Source organism: Litorilituus sediminis (assembly GCF_004295665.1).
In the GTDB taxonomy this organism is placed as follows: domain Bacteria; phylum Pseudomonadota; class Gammaproteobacteria; order Enterobacterales; family Alteromonadaceae; genus Colwellia; species Colwellia sediminis.
Map to the genome: position 1 here is coordinate 1,014,182 of NZ_CP034759.1, position 24,377 is coordinate 1,038,558.

Sequence of the window (24,377 nt, forward strand, 5' to 3'; positions counted from 1 at the left end):
TGTACTGCTAAGCTTTTTAATTGTCATCGCCTTTGCAGTTATTTACATGAAAGATCTTTTTGCGGTAGTGATGCTAAGCGGAATATATAGCTTATTATCGGCAAGTTTTTTTGTCGCCCTCGATGCGGTAGATGTTGCCTTTACTGAAGCGGCTGTTGGTGCGGGTATTTCAACTTTACTTATGCTCATCGTTATTTCTATGACAGGAAGAAGCGAAAACACGACACGACATAAACCCTTACCGGCACTCATTGTTGTGAGCATTACCGGTGCCTTATTAATATTTGGCACACTTGATATGCCTTACTTTGGTATCACTGATGCGCCTATTCACCAACATGTCGCACCAAGATATATTGAAGAGTCAATGCAGGAAATAGGTATCCCGAATATCGTCACTTCTGTTTTAGCAAGTTACCGCGCATTTGATACTTTAGGTGAATTAGTGGTGATATTTACGGCCTGTACTGGCGTACTCGCTTTATTGTCTTTTAATAGTAAAACAAATCGTAACGATAAATCACTCAGTGTATCAATGCACAAGCAGCATTTAGTGATTCGCATTGTTGCTAAAATATTGATTCCCTTTATTTTACTGTTCGCTCTTTACGTTCAATTTCATGGCGACTTTGGTCCCGGCGGCGGATTCCAAGCTGGCGTTATTTTTGCCGCGGCAATAATTTTATATACCATGTTATTTGGCCTAAGCGCAGCACAAAAAGCACTTAACCCATCACTTATTTTACTCATTACCGCCCTAGGAGTGCTACTTTTCACCTGTGTCGGTTTAACCTCACTACTGCTAGGAGGAAATTTCCTCAACTATAACGTGTTAGCTGACCTTCCTGTGATTGGTCAGCATCTAGGTATCTTGATTATTGAATTAGGTGTTGGCTGTACTGTCGCAGCAGTGATGATTCTCATCTTTTTTAATTTTGCCAACCAACGAGAGCAATTAAAGCAAAAGCATAAACAAGTAAAAGATTCTCAGGAGTTATCACCATGATTATCGGACTTTTTAATTATTGGATAGTGGTAATACTTATGATGAGCGGATTATATATCGTTATCGCTCATGGCAACCTGATCAAAAAATTAGTTGGCTTAACTATATTTCAAACCTCAGTATTTATTTTCTACATTAGTATTGCCAATATTGAAGGGGCTGATGCTCCAATTCTAGCTGACAGTATTAATCAGTATTCTAACCCACTCCCGCACGTACTTATACTTACCGCTATTGTCGTTGGTATAGCTACCACAGCATTGGGTTTAGCTTTAGTTGTCCGTATTAAAACTGCCTACGGCACTATTGAAGAAGAAACCATCCAGCAATTAGATAACCAAAGCTCTCAAAGCAAACAAAATAATGACGCTAAGGAGCAAGCGTGATAGCGCATTTAACCATATTACAGGTCGTTATCCCTCTTAGCGCAGCACCAATTTGCGTCATTTTAAAGCGCAGTAAATTGGTTTGGCTATTTGCTGTACTCGTTAGCGCAATCACTTTTTTAATTAGCTTGGCACTCCTACAGCAAGTATTAAATACTGATGTGATCAGTTATCAATTAGGTGGTTGGCAACCACCTTGGGGCATTGAATACAAAATAGATAAATTAAATGCCTTGCTTTTACTTATCATCAGCTCAATAAGCACCATAGTATTGCTTGCCAGTCAAAAAAGTATCGAAAAAGAAATACCTCAAGATAAACACACATTGTTTTATATTCTCTACCTACTTTCATTAACTGGCATGTTAGGTATTGTTGCGACAGGCGATGCCTTTAATGTTTTTGTCTTTTTAGAAATCTCTTCATTATCTGCTTATGCATTAATTGCCCTTGGTAAAGATAGGCAAGCACTTTGGGCGTCATTTCAATATCTTATTTTAGGCACTATTGGCGCAACATTTATATTAATTGGTGTCGGCTTAATGTATCAAATGACAGGTACATTAAATATGTTAGACCTTGCGCAACACTTACCAGAAGTAGCACAAACAAAAACCGTCTATACCGCCTACGCTTTCATAGTTGCTGGCTTATGCTTAAAGCTAGCTATGTTTCCACTACATTTATGGCTACCAAATGCCTACGCGTATGCACCATCGGTTGTTACGGCATTTTTTGCTGCAACAGCCACTAAAGTGGCGATTTATTTATTAATTCGTTTTACTTTTTCTGTCTTTGGTTTTTCATTTTCCTTTACAACCATTCCGTTACAAACCTTGCTGATGGCATTAGGTCTTGCTGGTATTTTTATCGCCTCAATATCGGCAATTTATCAAAGTAATATCAAGCTATTATTCGCCTACTCAAGCATAGCTCAAATTGGCTACATGATTGTTGGCTTTAGCTTAGCAACAGCTGCGGGGTTAACCGCAACACTACTGCATTTATTTAATCATGCCCTAATGAAAAGCGCTATATTTCTAGCATTAGGAGCACTCATGTACAAACTTGGTAGTGTTCACATTGATAACTTCAAAGGTTTAGGGCGTAAAATGCCATTTACTATGGCTGCGATTGTTATTGGCGGTCTTAGTTTAATTGGCGTACCACTAACCGTTGGCTTTATTAGTAAGTGGTACTTAGTAAAAGCTCTCTTAGCTCAGGGTTGGTGGCCTATTGCCGTATTAATACTACTTGGCTCAATGTTAGCCGTGATATATGTATGGAAAATAGTTGAGGCTGCCTATTTTTATCCCGCTAATGCTGCCCCTAAGCAAATTGAAGAAGCACCAGCCTTAATTCTTATTCCCACTTGGTTATTAGTACTCGCTAATGTTTACTTTGGCATAGATACCAGTTTAACGGTAGAGGTAAGTAAAGCCGCAGCAGAGAGCTTATTTGGGAGCACGCCATGAGTATCTCGTTAGCGCACATGTTACAGCTTACTATTTTACTGCCGCTACTTTCAGTTATTGGTGTTCTTGCGACCAGCAATAAACCTAATTTACGAGAGGCAATAACCCTTAGCACTAGCATGCTTCTCATCTATCTGGTTAGCCAACTATATGGCGCAAACGCACAAGGGCTTGCCTTAAATATTTCTTGGGGGGAGATAATTCCGGGCTTAGCTATCAGCTTTACCGTAGAGCCGCTCGGGATGCTATTTGCGTTTGTTGCCAGTTTTCTTTGGTTGATTACCACATGTTATGCTATCGGTTACCTGCGTTGTCATCATGAAAAAAACCAAACGCGCTTTTATTGCTGTTTTGCTATCGCTATTAGTGCTGTCATGGGGCTTACCTTTTCAGCCAATTTATTTACCTTATTTATATTTTACGAAGTACTTACCTTATCAACTTATCCCTTAGTGACTCATTCAGGTACAGATAATGCCAAGTTAGGCGGTAGAACTTATCTAGGCATTCTCCTAACCACTTCTGTGGTTTTCTTTTTACTTGCCATTGTAGGTACTTGGCAAGTTGCTGGTACATTAGATTTTAAACAAGGTGGGATATTCTCGTCTGATGTCAATATCACAATAGCAGGCACATTACTTGTGCTGTTTATTTTTGGTGTTGGTAAGGCAGCCATTATGCCCTTTCATCGCTGGTTACCTGCTGCCATGGTTGCACCTACCCCAGTTAGCGCGCTATTACATGCGGTTGCCGTAGTAAAGGCTGGTGTTTTCACTATAGTCAAAATCTGCGTGATGATTTTTGGCCTCGACTTACTCGCTATTTTACCAACAACACAACTATTACTTTACTTAGCTGGCGCTACAGTATTACTGGCATCAATCATTGCTATGCGACAAGATAACTTAAAAGCGCGCCTAGCCTACTCAACGGTTAGCCAATTAGGTTACGTGACTATAGGGGCATTGTTAGCCACTCCTTCAGGTATTACAGGTAGCGGCATGCACATTGCCATGCATGCCTTTGGTAAAATTACCTTGTTCTTCTGCGCTGGTGCAGTTTTAGTTCGTTTACATAAAAGTCAAATAAGCGAAATGCGCGGCATTGGCAAACAAATGCCGTTAACTATGCTGGCATTTGCAATTGCTAGTCTAAGTATTATTGGTGTACCACCAACAGGCGGAACATGGAGTAAATTCTTCTTATTAACAGCTAGCATTGACACTAAGCAGTGGTTAATCATGATTGTTCTTATGCTAAGTTCGCTTTTAAATATTGCTTATTTACTGCCCATTCCGTTTCACGCTTTTTACCCTAATATTTTAACAAAGCAAAATTCACCTGAGATAAATATAGCCAGCGAGCAAACTGAGCAAACCAAGCAAACATTAGCGATCCCCCGTTACGAAGCACCTCTGCCGTGTTTAATTGCCATTAGCATTACCTGCACTATGTGCTTAATACTGTTTATTTATCCGCAACCACTATTTGAATTGGCGTCGGCTATTTTACCCTATAGGAACTAATTGATGGCAAAAGAACCAAAACACCTGTTTGATAATCCTAACAATGTAAAACGCCTATTAAGCGCATTTTATCTATGCTGCGCTTTACTGTTAATCATAGATTTTTTTGTGCACAGACACATTTCCCATAGTTGGGAGAATTTACTAGGCTTCTATCCGCTTTATGGCTTTGTTGGCTGTGTGCTACTGGTTTTTGTCGCAACATGGCTAAGAACCTTGCTAATGCGCTCTGAAGATTATTACCAAGCTGAGCAAAATCACACAGAAACAGACAGCTCCCTACCGGCGAAAAAGATAGGAGCCAAGCATGTGGATGATTGAGTTGCCACCCTTTATACCCTTTTTTCTTGGCGCCATAATCGCGGCCTTTACGCGCGGCCTGCTGCGTAAAATTGTTATGATCTTAATTCCCATATTAGGGGCGCTTCATCTATCTTTAGTACCTGATGGGCTTCACTTGCAATTCACCTTAATGGGCTATCAAATAGTGCCTTATCGCGTCGATAAATTAAGCTTAATCTTTGGTTATATTTTCCATATTGCCGCATTTATCGGCATTGTCTATGCGTTGCACGTAAAAAATACCTTAGAGCAGCTAGCAGCATTACTATACGCGGGTAGCGCCTTAGGCGCCGCGTTTGCAGGTGACTTGTTAACCTTATTTATTTTTTGGGAGTTATTAGCGTTTACATCAGTGTTTTTAATCTGGGCTCGACAGACTCATAATTCCTACACTGCCGGCATGCGCTACCTTATTATTCAGGTACTCTCAGGTGTATTACTCCTTGTTGGCGCAATATTCTATGCTGGTGAGCACAATAGTCTTGCCTTTAACTATATCGGCTTAGATGGTATTGCAAGCTGGCTTATATTTATCGCGCTAGGCATTAAATGTGCTTTCCCTATTGCCCACAACTGGCTTACCGACGCCTACCCTGAAGCTAGCGCAACAGGTACGGTATTTCTTAGCGCCTTTACCACTAAGGTGGCTGTTTATGCACTTGCTCGTGCTTATCCTGGTACTGAGCTATTAGTTTATATTGGCGCAACTATGGCGTGCTTCCCTATTTTCTTTGCAGTGATTGAAAATGATCTTCGCAGGGTTTTAGCTTACAGCCTCATTAACCAAGTGGGCTTTATGGTTGTTGGTATAGGTATTGGTACTGCGCTTGCGGTAAATGGCGCAGTAGCACATGCCTTTAACGATGTAATTTTCAAAGGCCTGTTATTTATGTCTATGGGCGCGGTATTACATATGACAGGTAAAATTAATGGCTCTGAACTAGGAGGTTTATATAAGACCATGCCTAAAACCACCTTACTTTGTATAATCGGCGCAGCATCTATCTCAGCCTTTCCACTATTTAGCGGCTTTGTGAGTAAATCAATGGTTATGACAGCAGCCATTAATGAAGGTTATAGCTGGGTTTGGTTAATCCTACTATTTGCATCTGCTGGGGTATTTCATCACGCGGGCATCAAAATCCCTTATTTTGCCTTTTTCGCTCATGACTCAGGCATAAGGGCAAGCGATCCACCTAAAAATATGCTTGCAGCTATGGCGATTGCCGCAGCCTTATGTATTGGTATAGGTATTTACCCACAAGGCTTATATGCCCTATTACCCTTTGAAACAAACTATAGTGCTTATGATGTTACTCACGTACTTGCCCAAACCCAGCTACTGTTCTTTTCCGCACTCGCGTTTGTTTGGCTTAGCCTTAGGGGTTTATACCCACCAGAGCTCCCTTCCACCAATTTAGATGTAGACTGGCTATATCGACGTGCTATTCCGACTGTCCTAGAAAGACTTTTTGCTCACATTTGGCAAATAGACCGTCGATTAAGATTAAAGGCCCAAGCCGTACTAAATAGCTGTATTCATTACTTTGATCGGAAAAACAGTTTGCTAAATGGTGTATTTTCACCCAACTACCCTGCAGGTGGTATGGCTATATGGCTCGCTATTGTATTAGCCTTTTATCTACTTCTTAGTTTTACCAGCCATTAAACAAAAAAAGAATAGAGCCAAAGGCCACAAGTTTTGTGGCCTTTGGTTTTTTGTATTAAGGTTAATAACCTTTTTTACTTAAGCGCGCGCTAGTTTGCACATTACGATACATTTTCGATAAAGCTTTATCTTTCGCCCGCTTTACCTGCATGCTGGCGCTATTTCGGGCTTGCTCAGCCTGAAGTTTAAAGTAGTTATTTAGCCTGCGCTTATCTATAACTCCAACTTCTAACGCCTGTAAAATAGCACAATCTGGCTCATTGCTATGCTGACAATTACTAAATCGACACTGCTCAGCTAGTTGACTGATATCAGCAAAGGTTTTGTCAACGCCGTCATTACATTCTACTAGCTGTAACTCACGCATACCCGGGGTATCAATAAGTACACCACCCGATGGCATAAAATGAACAGAACGTGCTGTTGTTGTATGTCGCCCTTTATCATCATCTTCACGTATATGACTTGTTACTTGAGCCTGTTTACCTAGTAAGGTATTAACTAATGTCGACTTGCCAACACCAGATGAACCAATAAAAGATACTGAGCTCCCCTGTTTACACCAAGGTTTAAGGGCATCGACACTGTCAGCATCTAAGCTATTAACCACTTCAACAGGTAAAAATGGGTCAAGCGATTGCAGTTGTGCTTTTAACGCTTGCCAATTATCCGTTAAATCGGATTTTGTTAACACAACCACAGGCTCTATTGTGGCCTCATTTGCGATCGCTAAGTAACGCTCAATACGATTTAAATTAAAATCTTGGTTTAGTGAGCTAACAATAAATAGCACATCAATATTGACAGCAATAAGCTGCTCATCAACTTTTGAACCCGCCGACTTGCGTTTTAACAGCGACTTTCTCTCTAGTAAGCGAATAAATTGGTAATCATCTGTTAAAAGTAGCCAATCTCCCACCGTCATTGCCGGCATGTTTATAGTGATAGGTAGTTGAAACTGCCTATTTTCTAACTGTAAAACATACACACTACGATGATGAGCAATAATTCGAGCACATTGGCTAGATTCTAGCTCTGCAAGTGTTAATTGTTGTTGAAAAAATGTTTGCCAACCTAAATGTGGCATTGAAATAGATATATTCAAAATATTGTCCCTATTGCAGAAAGTTTGCAGTAAAGAGATAGGGATAATGAATAGCATTAACCCCGGTTTTATTTCAGTAAAACACCGGGCAAATAATTAGCGAGAATTTAAGATAGGTTATAACAGATAGTATTTATATTGTGCCATTAAACTCAGAAGCTAGCTTTTACCGGGTGAGTTTTCAATACAATCATCATATTCTCCTGTTGAGGGCTTTTAACTAAGGGAAGTCTATCACTACAAGCAGTGAAGATAAATAGCAAACACGACGTCGATTACAAGCTATTACAAATCATCGCTTAAAACAAAGTCTGACGGCATTAATCAGAAATAAAAAATATTTAGAAAATACGGGGAAATATAAAATAATTAAATATAGGAAATGGTACCCGGGGACGGACTTGAACCGTCACGCTGTTACCAGCGAGGGATTTTAAATCCCTTGTGTCTACCAATTCCACCACCCGGGCTCAGCTATCATGCGATAGGGATAGTATTTTTATAGTAAGCTTGGTACCTACTACATATATAAATTGAAAATATATGATTTGAAAATTGGAGCGGCTAACGAGACTCGAACTCGTGACATTCACGTTGGCAACGTGATGCTCTACCAACTGAGCTACAGCCGCTTCGTAGAGTTCTCTGTATTCCTTATAAATGGTACCCGGGGACGGACTTGAACCGTCACGCTGTTACCAGCGAGGGATTTTAAATCCCTTGTGTCTACCAATTCCACCACCCGGGCTCAGCTATCTATAAGACAGAGGATAGTATTTTTTAAGTAAGTATTGGTACCTACTAATAAAGTTCTTATTAAATTGGAGCGGCTAACGAGACTCGAACTCGTGACATTCACGTTGGCAACGTGATGCTCTACCAGCTGAGCTACAGCCGCTTCATAAGAGCTTTACTTTGTTGTAACTTAACAACCTTTTGCCAAAAAGATTGGAGCGGCTAACGAGACTCGAACTCGTGACATTCACGTTGGCAACGTGATGCTCTACCAACTGAGCTACAGCCGCTTATCACAAAACTATGAACACTGCTTTTAGATACTCTAAAAGAGCGCGCATTCTAGCGTAAAAAGATAACTTAAACAACTAGGAATTAACACTAACACTCAAGCATATGTTGATGAAATGGTACCCGGGGACGGACTTGAACCGTCACGCTGTTACCAGCGAGGGATTTTAAATCCCTTGTGTCTACCAATTCCACCACCCGGGCAAAATGGAGGCGGGTCCCGGAGTCGAACCGAGGTCCACGGATTTGCAATCCGCTGCATAGCCACTCTGCCAACCCGCCATTTTATCAACACGCGTTGAGGTAGTTATTTTCAATGAATACATTGAAAATTTGGAGCGGCTAACGAGACTCGAACTCGTGACATTCACGTTGGCAACGTGATGCTCTACCAACTGAGCTACAGCCGCTTCATTTGTTGACTGCTTGTCAACGGAAACGCATTCTACATCGAAATATTTTCCAGTCAACCCTTTAATTTCATTTTTATGTCGACTGATTAAAAAGCGAGTTATTTGCTGATTTTTTAACTAAATAAGTAGGTGCCTTGCTCGTTTTTGCAAATATTCTCTTAACTAATGAGCTTTTAGTGCTCTTTTAGCTCAGGTAAAGCCGCGCTAAAATAGCCCACTAAAGTAGATACGGTTAATACAGTCGCGATAAAGTAAAAACCATAAGCCGCATAATTAATTACTTCATGCGGTAATTTAAATAGAATTAATGGAATATCGTAACTCGGTTGCCAAATTAAGCCCATAATACCTAACATTTGCGCTGCGGTTTTATATTTGCCCATATTGGAGACGGCAATAATATCTCGCTTACCGCGCGAAGACATAAACTCTCTAAGTGCACTGATAAACACTTCTCGAGCAATCATAATAATAGCTGGGATAGACACCCACCAAGTTTGATAGTCTTGCGCTATCATCACTAACGCCGCTACCACCATCAATTTATCAGCTACTGGGTCAATAAAAGCACCAAATGCCGAAGATTGATTCAACTTACGCGCTAAATAACCATCAAGGGCATCACTTACTGAGGCTAACCAAAATACTGCAAATGCGCCAAAATTACTCCAAGAAAGTGGTAAGTAGAAAACCAAAATGAAAACTGGGATCAGTATGATTCTAAAGAGTGTTATTTGATTGGGTATTGTCCACATGTACTTTTCACTACAAGCATTTTTCTTTTATTTTACACAGTTTATGAATCACTTGTCATGCAATGCATCATAAATATTTTGCGCTAAGACTTTGCTAATGCCAGGCACCTTTTCTAATTGACTGACATCAGCTTGTAACACTTCCTGCATACCACCTAAGAACTTCAGTAAGCTTTGCCTTTTTTTCGCGCCTATACCTTCAATTTGTTCAAGTTGTGATTTTTTACTGACTTTTTGCCGTTTAGCTCTATGTCCGGTAATGGCAAAACGATGAGACTCGTCTCGAATATGTTGTACCAAATGCAGCGCAGGTGACGTTGCCGGTAAGGAAATCAATTGATGGCTGCCTGCTAATATCAAGGTTTCTAAGCCAGGTTTTCTCGACTCCCCTTTGGCAACACCAACAAGCAAAGGTGTTCTCTCAAGGTTTAACTGGTTAAAAAACTCTTCAGCTTTAGCTAATTGCCCTTTACCGCCATCAATAAAAACAATATCTGGCAATTTATCTAAAGATTTCATTTTGCCGTAGCGCTTATTTAAAGCAAATGCCATGGCAGCATAATCATCACCTGGGGTAATGCCATGCACATTATAACGGCGATAGTCTGTTTTTAACGGCCCTTCTTCATTAAAGACAACATTAGATGCTATGGTTTGTTGCCCCATAGTATGACTGATATCAAAGCATTCAATACGTGATATACCGTTATCTAGCTCAAATACTTCATTTAAAGCGGCAAATCGTGCCTGCATCGACTCTTTATGGCTATTACGAGTAACTAAAGCGGTTTGCGCATTAGTACAGGCCAACTTTAAATATTGCGCGCGCTCACTGCGACTTTTAGATGATATTTTAACATCGTACTCTGCTTGCTCTGACAATAGTGCCATTAGCTCTTTAGCCTGCGATACTTCTTCACCAATAACAATCTCTTTCGGAATATTACCTTGTAGCGGCTCATGATTTAAATAATGTTGACTTATAAAGGCTTGCAGTATTTCACTGTCAGTGGTTTCACTGGGCACAACAGGAAAAAAGCTCTTACTACCGAGAATTTTATGATTACGAATAAAGAGTAAATGCACGCAGGCTTGAGATTTAAAGCGATATAAGCCGACAACATCCATTTCAGCAGCAACACCACTAACATGTTGCTGCTGCTGTACTTTGCGTAATGTCGCGATTTGATCTCTAAACTTAGCGGCTTGTTCAAATGCTAGCTCACGACTTGCCAACTCCATTTTTTTAACTAAAGAGTCTATTACCGTCGAGCTTTTACCACGTAGAAATAACTTTGCCAGTCGAACTTGTTCCATATAGTCATCGGTAGAGATTTTATCTACACAAGGCGCTGAACAACGACCTAATTGATGCTGTAAGCAAGGCCGGGAGCGTGCACGATAATAGCTATCTTCACATTGCCGAATAGGAAATAACTTTTGCATTAACCTTAAGCTTTCCCAGACGGCACCAACCGTAGGATAAGGGCCAAAGTATTCACCTTTTATTTTTTTACCGCCTCGGTGTAAACCAAGTTTAGGATGTTTATGATCCGTGATTAACAAGTAAGGATAAGTTTTATCATCACGTAAAAGGATATTGTATTTGGGCTGATATTTTTTAATATAGTTATTTTCTAATATCAGCGCTTCCCCTTCCGTGTGGGTTACCGTGACATCAATAGCGCATATTTGCTTAACTAAGGCTTTGGTTTTTACTGAGCCGACATCTTTTCGAAAATAACTGGCTAAACGTTTTTTCAACTGCTTAGCTTTACCAACGTAGATCACCACTTGTTGATGATCATACATACGGTAAACACCAGCTTGCTCAGTGACTGAAGCAAGGAATGCTTCACTGTCAAAGGCAACCTGAGGTGGCTGCCTTTCTGATATTGTTTTATTTGACACGAAAACTAACCAGTTAAAGTTTTTCGGTTTTTAACATACCATGTCGAATGGCTAAATGAGTTAACTCAACGTCATTACTAACGCCTAACTTTTCAAACATACGGTAGCGGTAACTATTAATAGTTTTGGTGCTTAATATTAAATGCTCTGAAATATCAGGCACCTTTTCGCCTCGAGTGATCATCAGCATAATTTGCAGTTCACGATCTGATAGCGCATTAAATGGGTTCTCTTCAACGGTTTTAAACTGGCTTAACGCCATTTGCTGAGCGATTTCAGAGGTTAAATATCGCTGACCACTATTAACCGAACGAATTGCATTAACCATTTCATCAGGACCAGCACCTTTAGTTAAATAGCCTGACGCTCCCATTTGCATCACTTTAGTAGGAAATGGATCTTCACTATGCACAGTTAACACGATAATTTTAATATCTGGCGCAAAGCGTAAGATCTTCTTAGTCGCTTCCAAACCGCCCATACCTGGCATATCCATGTCCATCAAAATAACATCAACGTCAGTTTGACGGCAAAACTTTATTGCTTCTTCACCGGTATTACATTCACCAATAACCTTAAGTCCTTTTACATCACTAAGTATTTTACTTATCCCTGTACGAACTAACTCATGGTCATCAACTAATAGAACATTTATCAATGGAATTCGCCCAATTATGGTTAACGTTTATGACAAAAAGAACATTTGTCAGTTTTATATTATACCTATTGAATTAACTATTTGCTCATTTAGCGAGAGTTAATTCACTTGGTATTATTGCTTATTGTGATGACTAGATTAACGGCAAAGCCAATCAGATTCAATGAGAATATAGAGTAAAATGAACAGAAAAATCCCTGTGCTCTTTGCTAAATTACATCACTACAAGTCGTTATTTTTAAGCCAACTATTTAATAAGCCTATTTGCCCATTTTTATAGGCTGCATAGGTTAAACGAACAGCATTACTTAAAATCACGCTATCTGACCAGTTTGTTTGCTCGCTGATAAGCTTATAACACTCCTTTGCTTCTGGCGATAAATAACCTCGCATTTCTTGTAAGCCGCGTTCCTTTTGCCTTTCCCTATAGCGTTTTTGCTTTTCAGCATTGCTCATGGCTTTTTTCTTAGGTTTATCTGCTGATTGACTCATTAAAATTACTGTACTTAAATTGTGTTAATTTTCACTGTGATTTAATTCATTATAAAGCGAGTAAATGTGTAAGGGAATAAATGCTGATAACAATTGCAGAATAATCAGCTTAGTTTAATGAACAAGCTTTTAATTGAATATTTTTCAAGCAATCACCCTGGTTAAAATACGCTAAAAATAATAAAAATTGATATTTATCATATTTATTTGCAGTTTTTAACTGCTCCGAGTTGTTAAGTGTACAAGTGTACGCTAGAGTATCGGCCTAAATTTTACTATCGGAATCAGCTCAATTATGGCGATGCCACAACAAAACTCATACAGCAAAGAAGATTTAATTAAAGCCGGTACTGGCGAAATGTTCGGTGAAGGTAATTCACAATTACCATCAGACAATATGTTGATGATGGATCGCATCGTCACTATCACAGAAGATGGCGGTGAGCACGGCAAAGGCTACATCCTAGCTGAGTTAGATATTACACCTGATTTATGGTTCTTTGACTGCCACTTTAAAGGTGACCCTGTTATGCCAGGTTGCTTAGGCCTTGATGCTATGTGGCAACTAGTTGGCTTTTTCTTAGGCTGGTCTGGTGGCCCTGGTAAAGGTCGCGCTTTAGGTGTAGGTGAAGTTAAATTTACTGGGCAAATTTTACCAACTGCGAAAAAAGTAACCTTTAAAATTGATATGAAGCGCGTTATCAAGCGTAAACTCTTTATGGGTTTAGCTGACGGCAGCGTTAGCGTTGACGGTAGAGAAATCTACACAGCTAAAGACTTAAAAGTTGGCTTATTTACTGATACAACTAGCTTCTAACACAGCGAGTATTATCGAAGCAATATAAAACCAGCACTTTCTGCTGGTTTTTTATTTCCTAAAATTATTTTATTTAATCTACGCTCAAATCACTTAAACAAACCTTGTTGTCTATCTTCTATGGCTTCACGCCACCCGCCTAACCATTGTGACCGAGTTACATCACTTTGATAGGGACATTGCTCTTTTGAACGCCCAGAAATACCAGCTTGATAACCCTTAGTATGCGCCCTATTTTGGCGATCTCGTTTTTGCCGTTTCATCATTAACGCGGCTCCTTAGTTATTTCACTATGCTAATTTTAATAACCTAGCTAACTTAAGCCTAGCCCAGATTTAAAAAATGACAATCTCACACCCTGCTCTCCCTACGACTTCACTATAAAATTACGCCAATTTAGAGACAAAAAAAGCACCAAATTGGTGCTTTCAGATTACTGACAAACCCCGTCATTCTGTTCGGGGTTTGTCTTTTATGAGCAGCCGTAGGCTGCGATCTCGATATTTTTCTAGCCACGTCTTTTCTATTTTATTTGGTTTTTCTGGACTTGTTTGGGGCTTATCTTCCCTATTTGGCGTGTTAATGTCTCGAATTGAGCTTTTAAAGGGCTATCCTTTTTAGATTGCCATTATTTGGGGAATATTTGATAGCGTCATTGCTATCTTCTTCATATTTTGTGCTGCCGCAGCCATATATGCTTGCATTTGAACATTATGCTTACCTCGGTATCTTGCATACCTGTGACCATGGTGTTGCTTTGCATCAGCAAAACTTCTTTCAACGGTTTCGCATCGTCGTTTGTAAAGGTATTTACCAAGGCTTGTTAAGCGAAATTCATTAGCCCGATCTTGACTCGCAGCCATTACGTGGCGTGTTATCACTTTCTTATGACTTTTACTCTTAGTGCAATCTTTTAATTGAGGGCAATTAACGCATACCTTGGGGTCAGAATGATATTCTCGGTAACCCTCTCGACTGGTGGTCGAGTAGATTAACGTTTGCTCTTGCGGGCAGGTATACGTATCTGCTTTCTCGTCGTATTTGAAGTGCTTTTTCTTAATGGCATTCTTCGTTCGTGAAGGACGACGGTAACCAAACACCCCTTGGATGTTACGTTGTTCCAGATTAAAACAGACGGGCGCTGTGAAGTAGCCTGCATCAATACCAACAAATTCAGGGGATAGTGCAAAGCGATTTTCAATGGCATCAAGGCGAGCAATGTATGGTTGAGAATCGTGGACATTACCTGGCGTAATATGCGTATCTACAATAATGTTATAGTCGTTATCTACGGTTCTGTGGTCTAGGTAGAAAAAACCTTTTGGCTTTTCATCTCGGTGCATATAACCGCTATCACTATCGGTTTTACTTACCTTATTCCGCTTTATCTCACAATAGCCTTTATCCTTGAGTGGCTTTTTTCCAGCCGCTTTACGGTCTGCCTCCACAGCTTTGTTGATTTGCTTAATATAGGCACTGGTTGAGACGGGTTTGAGCTTGTTGGTGAACTTTCGTTTATTGGCGTTTGCTTTTAAGTGTGTGCTGTCGGTGAATAAGGCTTTGCCCCCAACTAGACCATGTTTAATGGCTTGTTGGACGATGTGATTAAATATACGTTCAAATACATCTGTGCCATTGAAACGACGAATACGATTTTGACTAAGTGTTGAGGCATCGATAACTTTCTCGGTAAGCCCCATGCGGAGAAACCATCGATACGCGACATTTACTTCGATGTCTTTGATGATTTGGCGCTCACTTTTAATACCAAATAAGTACCCAAGTAGCATAATTTTAAATAGCTGGACTGGCTCCACCGGAGGACGACCATTATCAGTGCAATATAAGTCTTTGACTTCATCTCGAATAAACTCAAAGTCAATATACTTATCGAGTTTACGAACTAGATGGTTGGCTGGAACTAACTGGTCTAGCGTGACCATTTCGAGTTCATGTTGTTGCGGGGAAGGTTCTCTTAACATGGTTAATTTTTGTAATTTTCCATGTTTTTATTAGATCAAAGTCCTAGACTACTGTCTAGGACTTTGTCATCAGTCTGAAAGCACCAAATTGGTGCTTTTCTCATTTTACTTTAACGGGAAATTAATTAAATATGCGACGGCGCAAAGCTAACAAGCCAAATAAAGACAGGACAGTAAATACACTGGTACTTGCGCCTTGACGTTCTACTTTATCTTCTTCTATCTCGCAACTTTCTTCTTCACCATCGGTTGGCTCTAGTGTTACTGCTCGCACAACATCTTCAAGCTCTGGATTGCCATTTTCATCCAACATTGGTTGCCCTTTTGAATCTAAGCGCTGCACTTTAATAATAGCCGTTGCCGAAATCACATTCTCATCATTAATATCACGTGCTTGTATGATAGTATACGGGCTATCACAACCAATTAAGTTATTCACGTTTTTAAAACTACCATTAATACTATCGTACAAAAATGCCGCGGTTCTACGTGGATTACTAGTGCTATCATTATGACTTTCAATTTCACCGTCACCTACAATTAGGCCACTTTCATTAATAGCATAAGCGGTAGTATCTGACGTTGTAAAAAAGCCAGGGTGAGTGATCAATTCCATTTCTTCTTTTGGCTTAGTCGTATCGACATAAAAGAGTTTTTTTACGACTGCATCGTCATAGCGATAACCTACTGCGATACCTTTATCATTAATATCATTGGCCTTAGAAATCACCACACCCCGGCCTAAAAAACGATTGTTCTTTTGGTTAAAGTCGAATACTTCCCCATCTTTATACATAACAGCATAAGAGCCGTAACTGCGTTGATCTACTGCTGGAGAAGTAACCTCTTCATCATACCAGCCACTAGCATAACCTACCGCTACACCAGAATTATTCACCGCAGTTGCATAAGATGAATGTGGTCTTTCATCATCTGGATGTGGCTCAATTAACAAACCTAGCTGCTCAACCTCCACCGAACCGTCTGGACTTAATGAGGCCTTATAAGCCATCATGTGATACATATTAGTCTGCAAATTCTGAACGCAAATTTCATAAGGTATATCATCTAGAATATCCGGATCTGCACAACCACCCGTTTCATCTTGGATATACTCAACTGTATTCTCATTGAGTTTATAACTCATAAAGCCAACCGCTGAGCCATTCTCATTTACATCAATAACTGCTGATAAGCCACCACCATATTGCGTCTCAGCAGGAACTACAGGTAAGACCTGCGCACCGTTATCATAAGAGAAGAAGCCACGCTGACCAAATTCTCTAAGCCAAAAGTTACGAATATTACCGTTACTATCAGTAAAAGGCTCCATAGGCAAATAAGGTGCAGTGCCAGAACCGTAAGCCACGCCTGAGTCGGTAATACCAGCAATAATATCAACGGTAGAGCGAGTTAATTGATCTGTACCTTCAAATACCTGATCAAAAATAACAAACTGCTCACTTTGTGAACCTTCCTTTCCTAAATGTGTCATAGCAACAAAGTCAATAATTCTTTGGTACTCATAAACTAACTCATTACTCCGACTACCGGCTCCCCTACTTGTATCTTGTAACCAACGTACAACCCAAGCTAAGTCATTGGCCGTTGGATTACCCGCCACCATGGCATCGTAATCCTCTATATCTTCAAGCCCATGAGTCCGCTCATGATATGCGTTTGCATATTCTTCAATATCTTGAAAATTTTGTTCATCTAAATAATCAAATTGCACTGGCAAGTTATATGATTTTGCGCCTGATATTGCCATTTCACCATTATGATTTTGATGCTGCGCATAGGTATACTTCAACTCACCCACTGCACCTTTATCTACTACTTTATAAGTGGCGGCATGGACGCTAGCGGCCATACCAATACTTAATGCACTAGAAACACCCAGTGCTAATACTCTTTTTGCAAATTGCTTCATTCTACTTAGGTACCCATTTTTATGGAATATATTATTTGGCTGTTAGCTGGCTTTCATCTCGAACAACCAAATTATCAATTGTTATAATTCGTCTAATTCTTGCCAGCGCGTATAAGCAAGGTCAAGCTTTGACTCACTTTCTGCAAGCTGGTTCAATATTTTTTGACTCTGCTGCGGATCTTGACTGAAAAAGTCAGCTTGATTTATCTGCGCTTGTAAAGATGCGATTAATGTTTCTAAATCATCAATAACTTGCGGCAGTTCCTCTAATTCTCGTGTTTCTTTATAAGAAAGCTTTTTCTTTACCGGCTTAGTTTTACTTTCTGGCTTGGCTTTTGTTGCTTCCGCTTGCTGCTCTTTATTTTTAGCGTCTGATAGCTGCGCCTGCCTTTGCTGCTCTTTTTGCGCTAAATAGCTATCAACATCATCATAACCACCAACAATGTGATTGATATAGCCGCTACCATCAAAATATAAACAGCTATTTACGCAATTATTTACAAAGTCGCGATCATGGCTTACTAAAATAACGGTTCCAGCATAATTTGCAACGACTTCTTCTAAAAGCTCCAATGTTTCTATATCTAAGTCATTGGTTGGCTCATCGAGAATAAGAAAATTACTCGGCTTTAAAAATAAGCGTGCTAACAATAATCGGTTCTTTTCACCACCTGATAATGCCCTTACTGGTGTTCTCGCGCGTTTTGGACTAAATAAGAAATCTTGCAAATAGCCCAAAACATGTCGGGTTCTACCATTGACTGTGATATCTTGCTTACCTTCAGCCACCGTATCTTGTACGGTTTTATTTGGGTCTAATGCGTCTCTATGCTGATCAAAATAGGCAATATCTAAATTAACCCCAACACGCATTTTGCCTGACGTTGGCTTTAACTGCTCCATTAATAGCTTTATTAACGTTGACTTACCGGTACCATTAGCACCAATTAGCGCCAACCTATCGCCGCGGCTAATCAGTAAACTTAAATCATTGATGATGGTTTTTCGTTTATCTCCCTCACCAAAGGCCATAGATAAATGTTCACATTCAAACACCAATTTACCTGAGCGATCGCCATGGGAAATATTGATATCACTTTGATGTTTTACTTCACGACGCTTTTGCCGTTCCACGCGCAACTTTTCTAAGGCACGTACACGGCCTTCGTTACGGGTTCGTCTTGCTTTAATTCCCTGCCTTATCCAGGTTTCTTCTTCAGCTAAGCGTTTATCGAACAAGGCATTTTGTGTCGCTTCTACTTGCAAATCGTGCTGTTTTTGCTCTATGTAGAGGTCGTAATTTCCTGGGTAACTTGTCAATTTACCACGGTCTAGATCAACAATACGTGTTGCTAAGCCCCGAATAAACGCCCTATCGTGACTAATAAAAACGATAGTACCGGCAAAGTCTTTTAAAAATTGTTCAAGCCACAATACGGATTTAATATCTAAATGGTTGGTTGGCTCATCTAGCAACAACACATCAGGATCGGTTACTAGCGCTTTTGCTAAAGCCAATTTTCTTAACCAGCCACCGGATAAGTCACTAACTTTTTTATCTGCTTCAAGTGCTAGCTTGCTTAGTACCTGTTCAATACGCTGCTCATCTTGCCAAGCGTTGGCTTTTTCCAACTCTTCTTGTACTTGCGCCAATTTAGCCATATTCGCTTCACTGGCATCTTCAGTCACCAAGTGAACTAAGGCGTGATATCGCTTAATGAGCTCAGCATTTTGCTCCACTCCTTGGGCAACATAATCAAAAATGGTTAAATCACATGACTCTGGCGGGTCTTGCTCTAGCATGCCAAGGCGAACATCATTAGAAATGATCATTTGGCCATCATCTAGCGCTTGCTTTGCCATTAACACTTTAAGTAGCGATGACTTGCCTGCGCCATTGCGGCCAACCAAACAAACTCGCTCACCACTATTTATGCGAAGCTCTGTTTTATCGAGTATATTATCTTCGCCAAAGGCCAATTCTGCCTTGGTAATTCTAATTAATTCCATGATTATAATAATCCCGCCACTTGTTCAACATCAAACGGCCAAAACAACTTTTTATTATCAGACAACCTTTCTAACACAGGAATATGAACGCCATATAGCTCAACTAAGCTAGCTTGTTCATGGGGCACACTTTCTTGTTCAATAATATCAATTTGCGCGAGTTCATCGGCAGGGATAAGCGGTAAACAAATTGCTAATGCCTGCTCACACAAGTGACAGCCTTCGCTACCATAAAGATTAAACTTTTTTACTATCATAAACTTATTATTAACTTACTCTGTAATGTTTTGTGTAATAGACCAGCTATTATGTATATGTTTATTGCGAGCAAAATCTTTATCGCGCGTAACATCGGATAACGCTTTTGCTTGTAGCCCTAGTGCTGATAAGGCATCAAAGTCCATCTTAAAGTTGCGCTTATTATTAGTGAAAAATATTTCACCACCATAGCTTAACGACTTTAATGCATCAGTAATCAAAGCAATGTGATCACGTTGCACATCAAAACTGTCTTCCATGCGCTTTGAATTTGAAAAGGTCGGCGGATCAATAAAAATTAAATCAAATTTCTGGCTATTACACTTTAACCACTCTAAACAGTTTGCTTGAATAAATTGATATTTATGACCAGACAACTTATTTAAGGCAAAATTATCTTGTGCCCAATTTAAGTAAGTATTAGACATATCAACTGTGGTAACCGATTCAGCGCCATGTAATGCCGCCTGCACCGAAACAGAGCCAGTATAGGCAAATAAATTTAATAACGACTTACCTTTGGCTTTTTTAGCGACAATTTGCCTGGTTTTTCGGTGATCTAAAAACAAGCCCGTATCGAGATAATCCCATAAGTTCACTTTAAATAAAGCACCGTGCTCATTCACAGTAATCGCTTGTTTTGATTTATCTAGCTTTTGGTATTGATTGCTACCTTTTTGTTTTGCTCGTGTTTTTAAAACCACTTTATTAGTAGGTACTTCAAGCACCTTAGGCGCCCAATAAATCACTTCTTGCAAACGTTTATTAGCCTTATCGGTATCAATTGATTTTGGCGCGGCATATTCTTGAATAACTAGGTACTCACCATAAACATCAACCGCGACATTGTATTCAGGAATATCGCCATCGTATAAGCGGTAGCACTCTATTTGGCTTGATTTAAGCCAGCCTTTTAAGCTCTTACGGTTTTTCTTTAATCTATTGGCAAAAGCACTATCTTGCTCGGCAAAGCTCGCCTGAGGGTTGGCGGCATCTTTTGCTAACTGCTTTTCATTGATATCGTAAAGCGCTAATTGACAATCAAGCGGACCATTTTTAAATTTATAGCGCTTAGTACTTGAAAGCTTCAACATTGCCAGCAACTCAATGTTCGCCGTTAATATCGCCACACGCCAGTCAATAAATTGTGCTTTTAATTTCTGACCAAATAAAACAAAGCTTTCAACTAATTCAGGTAATTCACCAATTCGCTCACCATAGGGCGGGTTAAATAAGATGGTACCTGCTTGACCAAAGGTGTTATTCATTTTATTGGTATCTTTACAGCTAAACTCAATAAAACGCTGTAAATTAGCGTTGCGCGCATTTTGCTGCGCTGTTTTTAACACGCGAGAATCAATATCAATACCAAATACTTTGACATTAAAATCAGCCATAGCATCATTTGATGCAGCAATGGCATTATCAAGCTGCTCTTGCCAACACGCTTCATCATGCATTAGCCAAGCATCAAAGCCCCAGTAAGCTCTATCAATGCCTGGCGCTTGTTTTGCTGCCATAGAAACCGCTTCAATTAATATCGTGCCTGAGCCACACATAGGGTCAACCAAAGGTTTGCTGGTATCATTAAGCCAACCTGATCGTAAAATAAGTGCTGCGGCAAGGTTTTCTTTTAGCGGCGCGGCACCAGTATTTTGTCTGTAACCACGCTGAAATAGTCCTCGACCAGAAAAATCAAGGTAAATGCTAACAACGTCTTTTAATAAACGTGCTTGAAAGCTAATGCCAGGTGCTTTTTTATCAACATCTGGACGCTCTAAGCCTTGTTCTCTAAACTGATCAACAATAGCATCTTTAACGGTTAGCGCACCAAATTGGCTATTACGAATTTCATCACTATAGCCAACAAAATCAATAGCAAAGCTAGTCGTGCTAGTAAAATGGTCTGGCCAATTTACCTCACTGGCAACACTGAATAACTGTTCTTTATTTTTCGCATCACCTTCAGCAATTTTAACTAAGATACGAGTCGCTAAACGAGTCCATAAAGATATATGATAACCCACAGATAGTGAGGCAGAAAAGTAAACCCCTTCAGGCTTTTGTACGACTTGTTCGCCGCCAAGCTGGGTGACTTCATCTGCTAATAAAACTTCAATACCTGGAGAAGTTAGCGCTAAAAATTGTTGCATGGTGATTTTCCTATCAAAACGATGGCGGCGATTATATACCTAAAGCAGAACAGACATAAGCAAAAGTTCATTTTTGCGCAATAATGACGCGAACTTCAAAGCCGCACAGTGTGAAATAGCCTATAATTAATCCATAACGTAGAACATTTATACAAACAGTGATTTATTTTAAAAAAGCACTTGCTTTCTTGAGTCGCTATCCTTAATATACGCCTCGCTTTCAAGGAGACATTCTTAAAGCATTCTTAAGTTTGAATTAAAACAACTTAGCTTTCTTGATACTTTTCAAGTCATTCGGACGCGGGATGGAGCAGCTTGGTAGCTCGTCGGGCTCATAACCCGAAGGTCGTTGGTTCAAATCCAGCTCCCGCAACCAATTCTTTGATAACAGGAATTAAAATTGTTATTAGCTTATTTGATAAAATCTTATCAAATCATTCGGACGCGGGATGGAGCAGCTTAAAAGTTCAACCTCGTCGGGCTGCTCTAATAAACGAATAGCCGAAGGTCGTTGTTTTTTTATCAAATCCAACTGCCGCAACCAATTCTTTGATAACAGGAATTAAAATTGTTATTAGCTTACTTGATAAATCTTATCAAGTCATTCGGACGCGGGATGGAGCAGCTTGGTAGCTCGTCGGGCTCATAACCCGAAGGTCGTTGGTTCAAATCCAGCTCCCGCAACCAATCTCCCTTTGTTTTATTTAATATCCTTATTTATATTTAAAATCGTTAATAACGACATCGTTGGTTCGCTTATTCAAGTCACGAGCTCCCGCAACCAATCTCAATATAAGCATCTAATCATCTATTTATACTTTTTCACTCTTTATATTACGCTTTTCGCTTAACTATGCTTTATTCAATAAACCTCGTAAAAAAACTAATCAAATATTGTGTTAATTAAGCAGAATAAAGTCTATCAGCAAGAATACAATCACTGCGTGATAACATAAAAAAAGGCAATAACTATACAAGCTATTGCCTTTAATCATTTCATTGCAGCTATCACTTATAGTGCTTCAATTTCAGCAAGGGCCTGTGAGAAATCACCCAACTCCATTTCTAAACAGTCCGCTTCTTCTTGCCAGTTAACACCGATCATGACACCGTCTTCACTTAAGTCTTCTAACCAAAACTCAAGCCATTCCGCTAAGGTAATTTGAGCTGGGCTGTAATCTTGCCACTCATCAATACAATGTAACTGTGCCAATTCATTACTAGACCACAATGGCATAACATCTGTATTTGCAAAATTAATCGAGTCAAGTACTACCCAATCGCCGCTTGCTTTATCTTGTAAAGCCCAAAACGCTTGATTAGGCTTAACCTCAGCAAGAAATGAAGCCAATGTTTGTGTATGTTCGGACATAAAGTTCTCTTAAGTTTGTTTGAATAGTTACATTATAATCAGCTATAAATAAAACCGCTAAAACTTTATGAATTGCTTTTACTTTTTCTTCATCTTACTAGGGTAAACTGATATTTCACCTGCTTGCTATACCGCTTTCCTGTCTCAACAATAGGTGAACTCAAATAAGGGTTATTTATAGCATCGGGAAAATGTTGTGCCTCTAAGCATAATGCTTGGTAAGGCTTAAAGTCTCCAGATAAATACTGGCCTGTATATAACTGCATACCAAGTTGATCAGTATAAACACTCAACTGAACACCTGACTTTCTCGAGATTAATACCGCATTAGCTTTTAAATCACTGTTTTTATTTGATGAAAGTACATAACAATGATCAAAACCTTTATTAGTTATTATTTGCTGCTCTGTGCTATTCGTTAACTTATCAAACACTAGTGTTTCTTTTGAAAAATCAAAATCACTTTTCGCAACAGGCTTTGGCTTACCCAAAGGAATGCCAGTATTATCTATAGGTAAGTAATCATCAGCGTTAATATATAAAGCTAAATCGTTAATGCTGTTATCACCTAAATGAAAATAACAGTGATTACACAGATTAATTAACGTCGTTGCACTAGCTAAGCCGGTAAAGTCAATTACTAAGCTATTTTCATCAGTTAAGGTGTACTTAATCTTAACTATTAACTCACCTGGAAATCCTTGATCATCCTCTTTTGATAATAAAGAAAAAATAATACTTTGCGCTGAGATAGATTCACTATCAACTTGCCAGTATTGTTGAGAAAAACCAATTTCGCCGCCATGTAAGCAATGCGCTCCACTGTTTTGACTGAGTTGATAATGCGTGCCGTTTAGGATAAATTGGCCTTGCGCGATTCTATTACAAACACGGCCAACACTGGCGCCTAAGTAAAAGTCGTCCTGCAAGTATTGGCTATTATCACGATAGCCCAAGGTCATTTCTGTTAATGTACCATTGACAGGAAACAATATTGAGCTAACGCGAGCACCATATTCAAGCAAGGTAACTTGCATACCTTGCTCGTTTTGTAAAAGAAATGCTTTCATCGTTTAAACTAAGCTTTT

At 39.6% G+C, this 24,377-nt stretch carries 20 protein-coding genes and 10 tRNA genes; 9 read left to right on the forward strand and 21 right to left on the reverse strand.

Annotation, left to right across the window (positions count from 1 at the left end):
* Positions 1–46 precede the first annotated feature (46 nt).
* The 6 genes from EMK97_RS04520 to EMK97_RS04545 are packed head-to-tail and all read left to right on the forward strand — an operon-like array spanning position 47 to position 6,404.
* Positions 47–1,006 (forward strand): Na(+)/H(+) antiporter subunit B, encoded by a 960-nt coding sequence (locus EMK97_RS04520; protein WP_246028882.1) that lies wholly within the window; start codon positions 47–49, stop codon positions 1,004–1,006.
* Entirely contained in the window at positions 1,003–1,392 is a 390-nt protein-coding gene (locus EMK97_RS04525) for a cation:proton antiporter subunit C (RefSeq protein WP_211342268.1), read from the forward strand. Before EMK97_RS04520 ends, EMK97_RS04525 begins: the two co-directional genes overlap by 4 nt.
* Positions 1,389–2,867, forward strand: a complete 1,479-nt coding sequence (locus EMK97_RS04530) for a monovalent cation/H+ antiporter subunit D family protein (RefSeq protein ID WP_130599851.1) — start codon at positions 1,389–1,391, stop codon at positions 2,865–2,867. The genes EMK97_RS04525 and EMK97_RS04530 overlap by 4 nt, the downstream gene beginning before the upstream one ends.
* On the forward strand, positions 2,864–4,393 hold the full coding sequence (locus tag EMK97_RS04535) for a monovalent cation/H+ antiporter subunit D family protein (RefSeq protein ID WP_130599853.1): 1,530 nt from the start codon (positions 2,864–2,866) through the stop codon (positions 4,391–4,393). Before EMK97_RS04530 ends, EMK97_RS04535 begins: the two co-directional genes overlap by 4 nt.
* 3 nt (positions 4,394–4,396) lie before the next feature.
* A complete protein-coding gene (locus tag EMK97_RS04540) occupies positions 4,397–4,714 on the forward strand; it encodes a hypothetical protein (RefSeq protein ID WP_130599855.1) in 318 nt (105 codons plus the stop codon).
* Positions 4,701–6,404, forward strand: coding sequence for a Na(+)/H(+) antiporter subunit D (locus EMK97_RS04545; protein ID WP_130599857.1), 1,704 nt, complete (start codon positions 4,701–4,703; stop codon positions 6,402–6,404). The genes EMK97_RS04540 and EMK97_RS04545 overlap by 14 nt, the downstream gene beginning before the upstream one ends.
* A gap of 61 nt (positions 6,405–6,465) precedes the next feature.
* On the opposite strand, the gene rsgA is transcribed toward EMK97_RS04545, so the two are convergent.
* The 13 genes from rsgA to EMK97_RS04610 all read right to left on the reverse strand — a co-directional run bounded on the left by rsgA (position 6,466) and on the right by EMK97_RS04610 (position 12,764).
* Entirely contained in the window at positions 6,466–7,509 is a 1,044-nt protein-coding gene (rsgA, locus tag EMK97_RS04550; protein ID WP_246028883.1) for a ribosome small subunit-dependent GTPase A, read from the reverse strand.
* A gap of 383 nt (positions 7,510–7,892) precedes the next feature.
* Positions 7,893–7,979 (reverse strand) — tRNA-Leu (locus EMK97_RS04555).
* An 86-nt stretch (positions 7,980–8,065) separates the two neighbouring features.
* Positions 8,066–8,141: transfer RNA gene (locus tag EMK97_RS04560), tRNA-Gly, on the reverse strand.
* A gap of 29 nt (positions 8,142–8,170) precedes the next feature.
* Positions 8,171–8,257, reverse strand: a tRNA-Leu gene (locus EMK97_RS04565).
* Positions 8,258–8,331: 74 nt separating this feature from the next.
* Positions 8,332–8,407 (reverse strand) — tRNA-Gly (locus tag EMK97_RS04570).
* 51 nt (positions 8,408–8,458) lie between these two features.
* Positions 8,459–8,534 (reverse strand) — tRNA-Gly (locus tag EMK97_RS04575).
* A gap of 118 nt (positions 8,535–8,652) precedes the next feature.
* Positions 8,653–8,739 (reverse strand) — tRNA-Leu (locus tag EMK97_RS04580).
* 4 nt (positions 8,740–8,743) lie between these two features.
* Positions 8,744–8,817 (reverse strand) — tRNA-Cys (locus EMK97_RS04585).
* 52 nt (positions 8,818–8,869) lie between these two features.
* A tRNA-Gly gene (locus EMK97_RS04590) sits at positions 8,870–8,945 on the reverse strand.
* Between the two features lie 176 nt (positions 8,946–9,121).
* Positions 9,122–9,703 (reverse strand): CDP-diacylglycerol--glycerol-3-phosphate 3-phosphatidyltransferase, encoded by a 582-nt coding sequence (gene pgsA / locus EMK97_RS04595; RefSeq protein ID WP_130599861.1) that lies wholly within the window; start codon positions 9,701–9,703, stop codon positions 9,122–9,124.
* Between the two features lie 48 nt (positions 9,704–9,751).
* Positions 9,752–11,515: an excinuclease ABC subunit UvrC gene (gene uvrC / locus EMK97_RS04600; protein WP_246028930.1), complete on the reverse strand. Its 1,764-nt coding sequence runs from the start codon at positions 11,513–11,515 to the stop codon at positions 9,752–9,754.
* 112 nt (positions 11,516–11,627) lie between these two features.
* Entirely contained in the window at positions 11,628–12,272 is a 645-nt protein-coding gene (uvrY, locus tag EMK97_RS04605) for a UvrY/SirA/GacA family response regulator transcription factor (protein WP_130599863.1), read from the reverse strand.
* Positions 12,273–12,494: 222 nt separating this feature from the next.
* Positions 12,495–12,764 carry a hypothetical protein gene (locus EMK97_RS04610; protein ID WP_130599865.1) on the reverse strand — a complete coding sequence of 90 codons (270 nt, stop codon included), beginning with the start codon at positions 12,762–12,764 and terminating at the stop codon, positions 12,495–12,497.
* Positions 12,765–13,065: 301 nt separating this feature from the next.
* Here EMK97_RS04610 and fabA point away from each other — a divergent pair, with 301 nt between their 5' ends.
* The gene (gene fabA, locus EMK97_RS04615; RefSeq protein ID WP_130604371.1) at positions 13,066–13,581 is read left to right on the forward strand and encodes a bifunctional 3-hydroxydecanoyl-ACP dehydratase/trans-2-decenoyl-ACP isomerase; all 516 of its coding nucleotides are present in this window, start codon (positions 13,066–13,068) and stop codon (positions 13,579–13,581) included.
* A gap of 89 nt (positions 13,582–13,670) precedes the next feature.
* On the opposite strand, the gene rmf is transcribed toward fabA, so the two are convergent.
* From rmf to rlmKL, 6 genes are all read right to left on the reverse strand, one after another.
* Positions 13,671–13,844, reverse strand: a complete 174-nt coding sequence (rmf, locus tag EMK97_RS04620; protein WP_130604372.1) for a ribosome modulation factor — start codon at positions 13,842–13,844, stop codon at positions 13,671–13,673.
* Between the two features lie 354 nt (positions 13,845–14,198).
* Positions 14,199–15,563 carry an IS1182 family transposase gene (locus tag EMK97_RS04625; RefSeq protein WP_130598330.1) on the reverse strand — a complete coding sequence of 455 codons (1,365 nt, stop codon included), beginning with the start codon at positions 15,561–15,563 and terminating at the stop codon, positions 14,199–14,201.
* A gap of 121 nt (positions 15,564–15,684) precedes the next feature.
* On the reverse strand, positions 15,685–17,496 hold the full coding sequence (locus EMK97_RS04630) for a DUF3466 family protein (RefSeq protein WP_130599867.1): 1,812 nt from the start codon (positions 17,494–17,496) through the stop codon (positions 15,685–15,687).
* A gap of 81 nt (positions 17,497–17,577) precedes the next feature.
* On the reverse strand, positions 17,578–19,506 hold the full coding sequence (gene uup / locus EMK97_RS04635; RefSeq protein ID WP_130599869.1) for an ATP-binding cassette ATPase Uup: 1,929 nt from the start codon (positions 19,504–19,506) through the stop codon (positions 17,578–17,580).
* A 2-nt stretch (positions 19,507–19,508) separates the two neighbouring features.
* Positions 19,509–19,763 carry a glutaredoxin family protein gene (locus EMK97_RS04640; RefSeq protein ID WP_130599871.1) on the reverse strand — a complete coding sequence of 85 codons (255 nt, stop codon included), beginning with the start codon at positions 19,761–19,763 and terminating at the stop codon, positions 19,509–19,511.
* A 15-nt stretch (positions 19,764–19,778) separates the two neighbouring features.
* Complete coding sequence (gene rlmKL, locus EMK97_RS04645; protein WP_130599873.1) at positions 19,779–21,917, reverse strand: bifunctional 23S rRNA (guanine(2069)-N(7))-methyltransferase RlmK/23S rRNA (guanine(2445)-N(2))-methyltransferase RlmL; 2,139 nt, start codon at positions 21,915–21,917, stop codon at positions 19,779–19,781.
* A 299-nt stretch (positions 21,918–22,216) separates the two neighbouring features.
* Here rlmKL and EMK97_RS04650 point away from each other — a divergent pair.
* Both EMK97_RS04650 and EMK97_RS04655 read left to right on the forward strand, forming a co-directional pair.
* Positions 22,217–22,293, forward strand: a tRNA-Met gene (locus EMK97_RS04650).
* Between the two features lie 234 nt (positions 22,294–22,527).
* Positions 22,528–22,604, forward strand: a tRNA-Met gene (locus EMK97_RS04655).
* Positions 22,605–22,929: 325 nt separating this feature from the next.
* Here the strand turns inward: EMK97_RS04655 and EMK97_RS04660 are convergent.
* Together EMK97_RS04660 and EMK97_RS04665 are read right to left on the reverse strand one after the other, a co-directional pair.
* A complete protein-coding gene (locus tag EMK97_RS04660) occupies positions 22,930–23,289 on the reverse strand; it encodes a DUF2750 domain-containing protein (RefSeq protein WP_130599875.1) in 360 nt (119 codons plus the stop codon).
* Positions 23,290–23,378: 89 nt separating this feature from the next.
* A complete protein-coding gene (locus EMK97_RS04665) occupies positions 23,379–24,359 on the reverse strand; it encodes an aldose epimerase family protein (RefSeq protein ID WP_130599877.1) in 981 nt (326 codons plus the stop codon).
* Positions 24,360–24,377: the final 18 nt, after the last annotated feature.

What these genes read in the sequence shown, in the direction of transcription:
- EMK97_RS04610 (WP_130599865.1), bottom strand. Translation starts at nt 12,764, where the DNA reads ATGAGTCAATCAGCAGATAAACCTAAGAAAAAAGCCATGAGCAATGCT.
- EMK97_RS04665 (WP_130599877.1), bottom strand. Translation starts at nt 24,359, where the DNA reads ATGAAAGCATTTCTTTTACAAAACGAGCAAGGTATGCAAGTTACCTTG.
- EMK97_RS04520 (WP_246028882.1), top strand. Translation starts at nt 47, where the DNA reads ATGAAAGATCTTTTTGCGGTAGTGATGCTAAGCGGAATATATAGCTTA.
- EMK97_RS04545 (WP_130599857.1), top strand. Translation starts at nt 4,701, where the DNA reads ATGTGGATGATTGAGTTGCCACCCTTTATACCCTTTTTTCTTGGCGCC.
- EMK97_RS04535 (WP_130599853.1), top strand. Translation starts at nt 2,864, where the DNA reads ATGAGTATCTCGTTAGCGCACATGTTACAGCTTACTATTTTACTGCCG.
- EMK97_RS04540 (WP_130599855.1), top strand. Translation starts at nt 4,397, where the DNA reads ATGGCAAAAGAACCAAAACACCTGTTTGATAATCCTAACAATGTAAAA.
- fabA (WP_130604371.1), top strand. Translation starts at nt 13,066, where the DNA reads ATGCCACAACAAAACTCATACAGCAAAGAAGATTTAATTAAAGCCGGT.
- EMK97_RS04625 (WP_130598330.1), bottom strand. Translation starts at nt 15,563, where the DNA reads ATGTTAAGAGAACCTTCCCCGCAACAACATGAACTCGAAATGGTCACG.
- rmf (WP_130604372.1), bottom strand. Translation starts at nt 13,844, where the DNA reads ATGAAACGGCAAAAACGAGATCGCCAAAATAGGGCGCATACTAAGGGT.
- uvrC (WP_246028930.1), bottom strand. Translation starts at nt 11,515, where the DNA reads ATGTATGATCATCAACAAGTGGTGATCTACGTTGGTAAAGCTAAGCAG.
- EMK97_RS04640 (WP_130599871.1), bottom strand. Translation starts at nt 19,763, where the DNA reads ATGATAGTAAAAAAGTTTAATCTTTATGGTAGCGAAGGCTGTCACTTG.
- uup (WP_130599869.1), bottom strand. Translation starts at nt 19,506, where the DNA reads ATGGAATTAATTAGAATTACCAAGGCAGAATTGGCCTTTGGCGAAGAT.
- EMK97_RS04660 (WP_130599875.1), bottom strand. Translation starts at nt 23,289, where the DNA reads ATGTCCGAACATACACAAACATTGGCTTCATTTCTTGCTGAGGTTAAG.
- EMK97_RS04630 (WP_130599867.1), bottom strand. Translation starts at nt 17,496, where the DNA reads ATGAAGCAATTTGCAAAAAGAGTATTAGCACTGGGTGTTTCTAGTGCA.
- rlmKL (WP_130599873.1), bottom strand. Translation starts at nt 21,917, where the DNA reads ATGCAACAATTTTTAGCGCTAACTTCTCCAGGTATTGAAGTTTTATTA.
- EMK97_RS04525 (WP_211342268.1), top strand. Translation starts at nt 1,003, where the DNA reads ATGATTATCGGACTTTTTAATTATTGGATAGTGGTAATACTTATGATG.
- pgsA (WP_130599861.1), bottom strand. Translation starts at nt 9,703, where the DNA reads ATGTGGACAATACCCAATCAAATAACACTCTTTAGAATCATACTGATC.